This window comes from Archangium sp. (genome assembly GCF_036388035.1).
Classification (GTDB): domain Bacteria; phylum Myxococcota; class Myxococcia; order Myxococcales; family Myxococcaceae; genus Archangium.
This window is the reverse complement of sequence record NZ_DASVSO010000413.1, coordinates 1-4,945: the sequence shown is the minus strand read 5'-3', so window position 1 is coordinate 4,945 and position 4,945 is coordinate 1. Positions and strand designations below refer to the sequence as shown.

Here is a 4,945-nt window from a genome sequence, read left to right as displayed (position 1 = left end):
GCCCTTGTCGTTGCCGAGCTCCGGCCGCCAGTTCGGGTTGGCGTTGAGGAACGAGAAGCGGTCACCCTGGAGGATGCCGATGATGACCTCCGCCACGATGCGCCCACCCAGGGGGCCGAGCTTCGTGCCGTTGTGGAGCAGCTCCGCCTCCTTGAGCATGTAGAACCAAGGCGGGGTGTTGGTCTCGAAGCCGACGCCGAACTGCTTCAGGTCGACGAGCTGCGCGGGCGTGAGGACCTTGACGCCGATGTGCCGGGCCATGGTCTGACCCGAGGGCAGGCCGAGCGCCAGGCTCCGCAGCAGGTTGCGCTGGGCGAGCGACTGGGGATTGCTGGCCGGATTCGGCGCGCCTCCGGGGATCTGGCCCGGTGCGCCTGGAATCAGCGCGTGCAGGGGGCTCGACAGCTTGGTGTCGATCTCCTTGCTCAACTGGCGCCGCGCGGGGTCCCCGATCGGGAAGAAGTTCTCCCACTCCACGAAGCGCCGCTCGGCGCGCTTGCCACCGCGCAGGTCGGCCGGATCCGGAAGGGTCGGGTCCAGGGAGCTGTTGAAGAGGCCGGCGGCGAAGCCCGCGTTGAGCCGGTAGCCCGGGCGCACCTGGCTGTGTCCGAAGCGGTAGGCCGCGACGGAGAACTCCACCGGAATGAAGGGCTCGTTCCTGAACTGGTAGAGCCGGCCGCCCGGGCTCGTTTTCAGCACCTTCTGCACCACGTCTCCGCCCACGGTCTTCGGGAGGAACTCGTTCAGGACGATCCACTGGTAGTGCCAGCGCACCATCCGCTGGGCCTGCTCGAAGACCTGCGCCTCCGGGGTGCCCTTGCCGCGCACGTGGTCCACCACCGCGTTGTGGAACTTGAGCATCGCCACGTGGAGCTGCGAGACGATGGTGTTCTCGTCGTTGCGTGGATCCGCGATGAGCGCGACCTGCTGGCTGTTGCGCGGCATGTCGTCCTGTGAGCCCGGCCCACCGAGCTTCTCGATGAGGAACTTCGCCGGGTCGTTGACGTCGTAGAGGTGGCGCGAGGCCCTCGGACCGGAGCCGTACACGTTGTCCAGCTCGAGCGACGGCGTGCGGAAGTTCTCGAGGGCTTCCGGGTCGTTCTGCCGCTCCAGGCTGGAGGTCGGGTCGAACGTCAGATCGTGGTCGATGAACTGTCCGAAGAACGTGAAGCCCGCGGAGATGGTCGCGTTGTCCTCATTGCTGGCACCGGGTTGAGGCTGCCCGGCGATCGGATCCTTCGCGTCCATCAGCCCGCCCAGCGCTCCGAGCTTGCTGAGCGCATCGCGGATGACGGGGGTGTCGGAAGCGAAGACGGGCAGCTCCGGAAAGAGTCGGCCGAAGCGGCCTCGCGCGTGAAACTGCGACTTGGGAGGGTTGATACCGCGGACGTGGGTTTCACCGTGCAACATGGTCGTGTCTGCTCCTGATGGCGTGGGATCGTGAGCTGCTCAGGAGGCTTGCTGCGTCGTCCCAGGCATTCATTCCGAGGTTCCGCCCCCTGCTGTTGAGGTAGAGGGGGGGGGTCCTGGGATGTGACGGACCGCGGGGCAGAGGCGGGACCCGGACACCCTCCGATGGCTGCTCGTCCCCTCTTCAGGCGAGAGCCCGCGTGTCCACTTCCGGGCTCAGGTCTCGTTCCAGCGTCGGCCGTGGGTCTCCAGCAGGCGGCTCGCGGCGGTCGGACCCCACGAGCCCGCCGCATAGGAGGAGAGGGGCAGCTCGTCGTGCGTCGAGCCCCAGGCCTCCAGGATGGGCATGACGAGCTCCCAGCCGCGCTCCACCAGGTCGTTGCGCACATAGTGCGTGGAGACGCCGAGCATGCAGTCCAGCAGCAGACGCTCATAGGCCTCGGCGAGCCGGGTGCCGAAGGTGTCCCCGTAGCGGAAGTCCAGGGCCACGTCATGGTGACGCACGGCCCGCCCCGGCGCCTTCGTGGCGAAGCGCAGGGCCATGCCCTCGTCGGGCTGGATGCGCAGGTGGAGCTGGTTGGGCGTGCCCTGGGCGAGTGGCCCGTCCTTGAACTGCACCACCACCTCCGTCACGCGCCGCTCCAACCGCTTGCCGGAGCGCACGTAGAAGGGGACGCCGGCCCAGCGCGGGTTGTCGAAGCGCATCGTCAGCATCGCGAAGGTCTCGGTGCGCGAGTCCGGGGCGACGCCCGCCTCCTGCCGGTAGCCGGGCACGGACCGGCCGGCGATCTGCCCCGGGCCGTACTGCCCGCGCACGCACTCGGTGCGGATGCGCTCGGGCGTGAAGGCGCGCGCGGACCGCATCACCCGCATCTTCGCGTCGTGTACCGCCTCCGGGGAGAGGTTCGACGGCGGCTCCATGGCCACCAGCGCGAGCACCTGCAGGAGGTGGTTCTGGAGCATGTCGCGCACCACGCCGGCCCCCTCGTAGTAGCCGCCGCGTCCCTCCACGCCCACCGTCTCGGCGCTCGTAATCTGCACATGGTCGATGTGCTCGCGGTCCCACAGCGGCTCGAAGATGCGGTTGGCGAAGCGCAGGACGAGCAGGTTCTGGACCATCTCCTTCCCGAGGTAGTGGTCCATCCGGTAGACGCGAGACTCATCCATATAATGATGGATGTGCTGGTTGAGGGCCCGAGCCGTCTCCAGGTCCGTGCCGAAGGGCTTCTCCACCACGAGGCGCGACCAGCTCCGCCCTCGGGACCGGGTGAGGCCCGTCTCTCCCAGGTGGCGCACCGCCTCGGCGTGGAGCGAGGGCGCGAGCGACAGGTAGAAGATGCGGTTGCCCCGCGTGCCGTGCTCGCGGTCCACCTGCTCCAGGAGCAGGCCCAGGCGCCGGTAGTCCTCGGCGCTGGAGATGTCCATGGGCACGTAGTGGAGCCTCCGGGAGAAGGCGCGCCAGGCGGCCTCGTCCACCGGACCACACTCGGGCGAGCGCTCGAGGGACTCACGCGTGGCGGCGCGGAACTGCTCGGGGGTCAGCCTGGGGAGCGCCGCCCCGATGATGGTGGACTCCGGGGGCAGGTAGCCCTCCAGGGCCAGTCGGTAGAGCGCGGGGAGGAGCTTGCGCCGGGCCAGGTCTCCGGACGCGCCGAAGAGCACGAAGGCGCAGGGCTCGGCTCGCACGGAGGCGCCGGTCTCCTCGTATTGCGGTGCTTCCATCTGCGGGGCTGCGGACTGCATCGGGGTGGACTCCAACGGGCTGGAAAGGGGGGAGGGGGGCTCAGGCGGCGATTCGGGCGTCGAGGTCGCCGAGGAGCTCGTCCACCTGCTGGCGGGAGAGGGCCTCGTAGAGCCCGGCGCGGAACTCCTGCTGGCGGTCATCCAGGCGGCCCTGGGAGGCCATCCAGTCGAGCCGGGCCAACAGGGCGGCGGCGCGGCCCAGGGGGCTGCGAGCGGCCTCGTCGCGGATGGCGAGGATGCGCGAGATGTTCTCCGGCTGGAACGGGCCGTGGTAGCCGGTCTGCGAGTCCATGTACCGGAGGATCTGCGCGCCGCCGATGCCCACGCCGTCCACGCCGGTGTAGACGGCCAGCGGGATGTGGGGGAAGCGGAAGCCGGCGGAGAAGTAGGTCCGCAGGCCGCGCTCGTGCGCGCCGTGGACGAGCGCCAGCGCCTCGGCGTGGGTGAGCTGCTCCATCACCGGGATGCTGGGGTAGGTGTCCGCCGAGCCGTCCCAGGTGACCTTGTCGAAGCCTCCCGCCTTGACGAGCTCGATGCCGAGCAGGCCGATCTCCTTGCGGCCGGTGACGAGCCGCGAGCCGCCGGCGCGGTCATCGAGGATGGGGGTGTTGAGGTTGAAGGCCGCGGACAGGAGCTGGGTGCGCGCGTCGCGCAGGATGTTGGTGCGCAGGCAGCGCATGAACTCGACGATCTGCGAGGCCGTCATGCGCTCCATGGCGACCTTGCACTCGGCCACGCCCAGCTGGAACATGGCGGTGCAGGTGCCGGCCATGGTCTGCACCGTCTTCCACAGGTCCAGGTGGAACTTGCCGCTGTCGAACATGGGCCGGCCGATGAAGCTGGTCACCGGGGCGCGACCGGCCACGTGCAGCCGCACCTTGGCCACGTTGAGGATGCGCGGAATGCGGTAGGACTCCACCGACTCGCGATCCTGATGCCCGCGCTCCAGGTGCTCCACGTGGACGAGCACGCCGCGCAGCCAGTCCTCGCGGGTGGTGGTGCCCGCGATGTGGCCCTCGCCGGGGTCGGTGACGGACATGTACGTCTGCGTGTCGCCGAAGCCCGGGACGGGCAGGGGCTTGTAGGGCAGGTGCAGGCGGGCCCCGTTGGCGAGGGCCTCGTGGGCGGTGTGGATGGCCAGCTTCTCGCGGCGGGTCGTCTTGCGCCTCTCGCGGCGCAGGTCGTCGATGAGGAGGGAGACCTCCTCGAGCTGGGTGGGGGGCGCGGCGTCGGAGCGCAAGCCGTCGGCGTCCTCGTCCGCCACGTCGCCGAGCCACTGCTCCGCGGCGTCCATCACCGCGTCATACAGCTCGCGGGGGCTGTCGCTGGGCAGCCGGTGCAGCAGGGTGCGCATGGCGCTGGCGAAGTCACGCAGGTGGGCATGGTCGGCGACGAGCTTCTCCAACTCCAGCTCCACGAGGGACATCAACTCCTGGAGTGTGTGGGGCCGGAAGACGGCGATCGGCTCGTGTTTGCGGAACGGTCCGGGGCTGGTGCGAATGGCGAGCGTCCGCACGCCATCCACCAGTGACACCAGCTGCCCGAGGAGCAGCCGGCGCGCCTCGTCGTCGTTCCACTTCATCATGCTCATCGTTGGATGCTCCATTTTCAGGGGGATGGGTGGGTGGCCGGCGCCAGGAGCGCCTTTCATGCCACCCATGAAAATGGAGTTGCCTCGCGGACGTTTGTGAGCGCGGCGGATCCAACGCGGGGAGCTGTGATGGGCTTAAATTGTTACTCCGCCGCAGCTCGAACCAGCACCAGCTGTGCAGCCGAAGCAGTGGCGATCCGT

4 protein-coding genes are annotated in these 4,945 nt (G+C 69.2%); all 4 read right to left on the bottom strand.

Features of this window, described 5'->3' with window-relative positions; genetic code table 11:
• Positions 1-1,410: heme peroxidase family protein (locus tag VF697_RS16690; RefSeq protein WP_331096134.1), on the bottom strand; the 1,410-nt coding region annotated here is incomplete at its 3' end.
• 216 nt (positions 1,411-1,626) lie between these two features.
• Positions 1,627-3,153: a glucose-6-phosphate dehydrogenase gene (zwf, locus tag VF697_RS16685; RefSeq protein WP_331096132.1), complete on the bottom strand. Its 1,527-nt coding sequence runs from the start codon at positions 3,151-3,153 to the stop codon at positions 1,627-1,629.
• A 40-nt stretch (positions 3,154-3,193) separates the two neighbouring features.
• On the bottom strand, positions 3,194-4,744 hold the full coding sequence (locus VF697_RS16680; RefSeq protein ID WP_331096130.1) for a hypothetical protein: 1,551 nt from the start codon (positions 4,742-4,744) through the stop codon (positions 3,194-3,196).
• A gap of 135 nt (positions 4,745-4,879) precedes the next feature.
• Positions 4,880-4,945 (bottom strand): DUF3641 domain-containing protein (locus VF697_RS43500; protein WP_414641299.1); only part of this gene is annotated, 66 nt, incomplete at its 5' end.

Bases quoted from the DNA above. Each gene is read 5' to 3' on its own strand.
- zwf (WP_331096132.1), bottom strand. From the start codon at position 3,153: ATGCAGTCCGCAGCCCCGCAGATGGAAGCACCGCAATACGAGGAGACC.
- VF697_RS16680 (WP_331096130.1), bottom strand. From the start codon at position 4,744: ATGAGCATGATGAAGTGGAACGACGACGAGGCGCGCCGGCTGCTCCTC.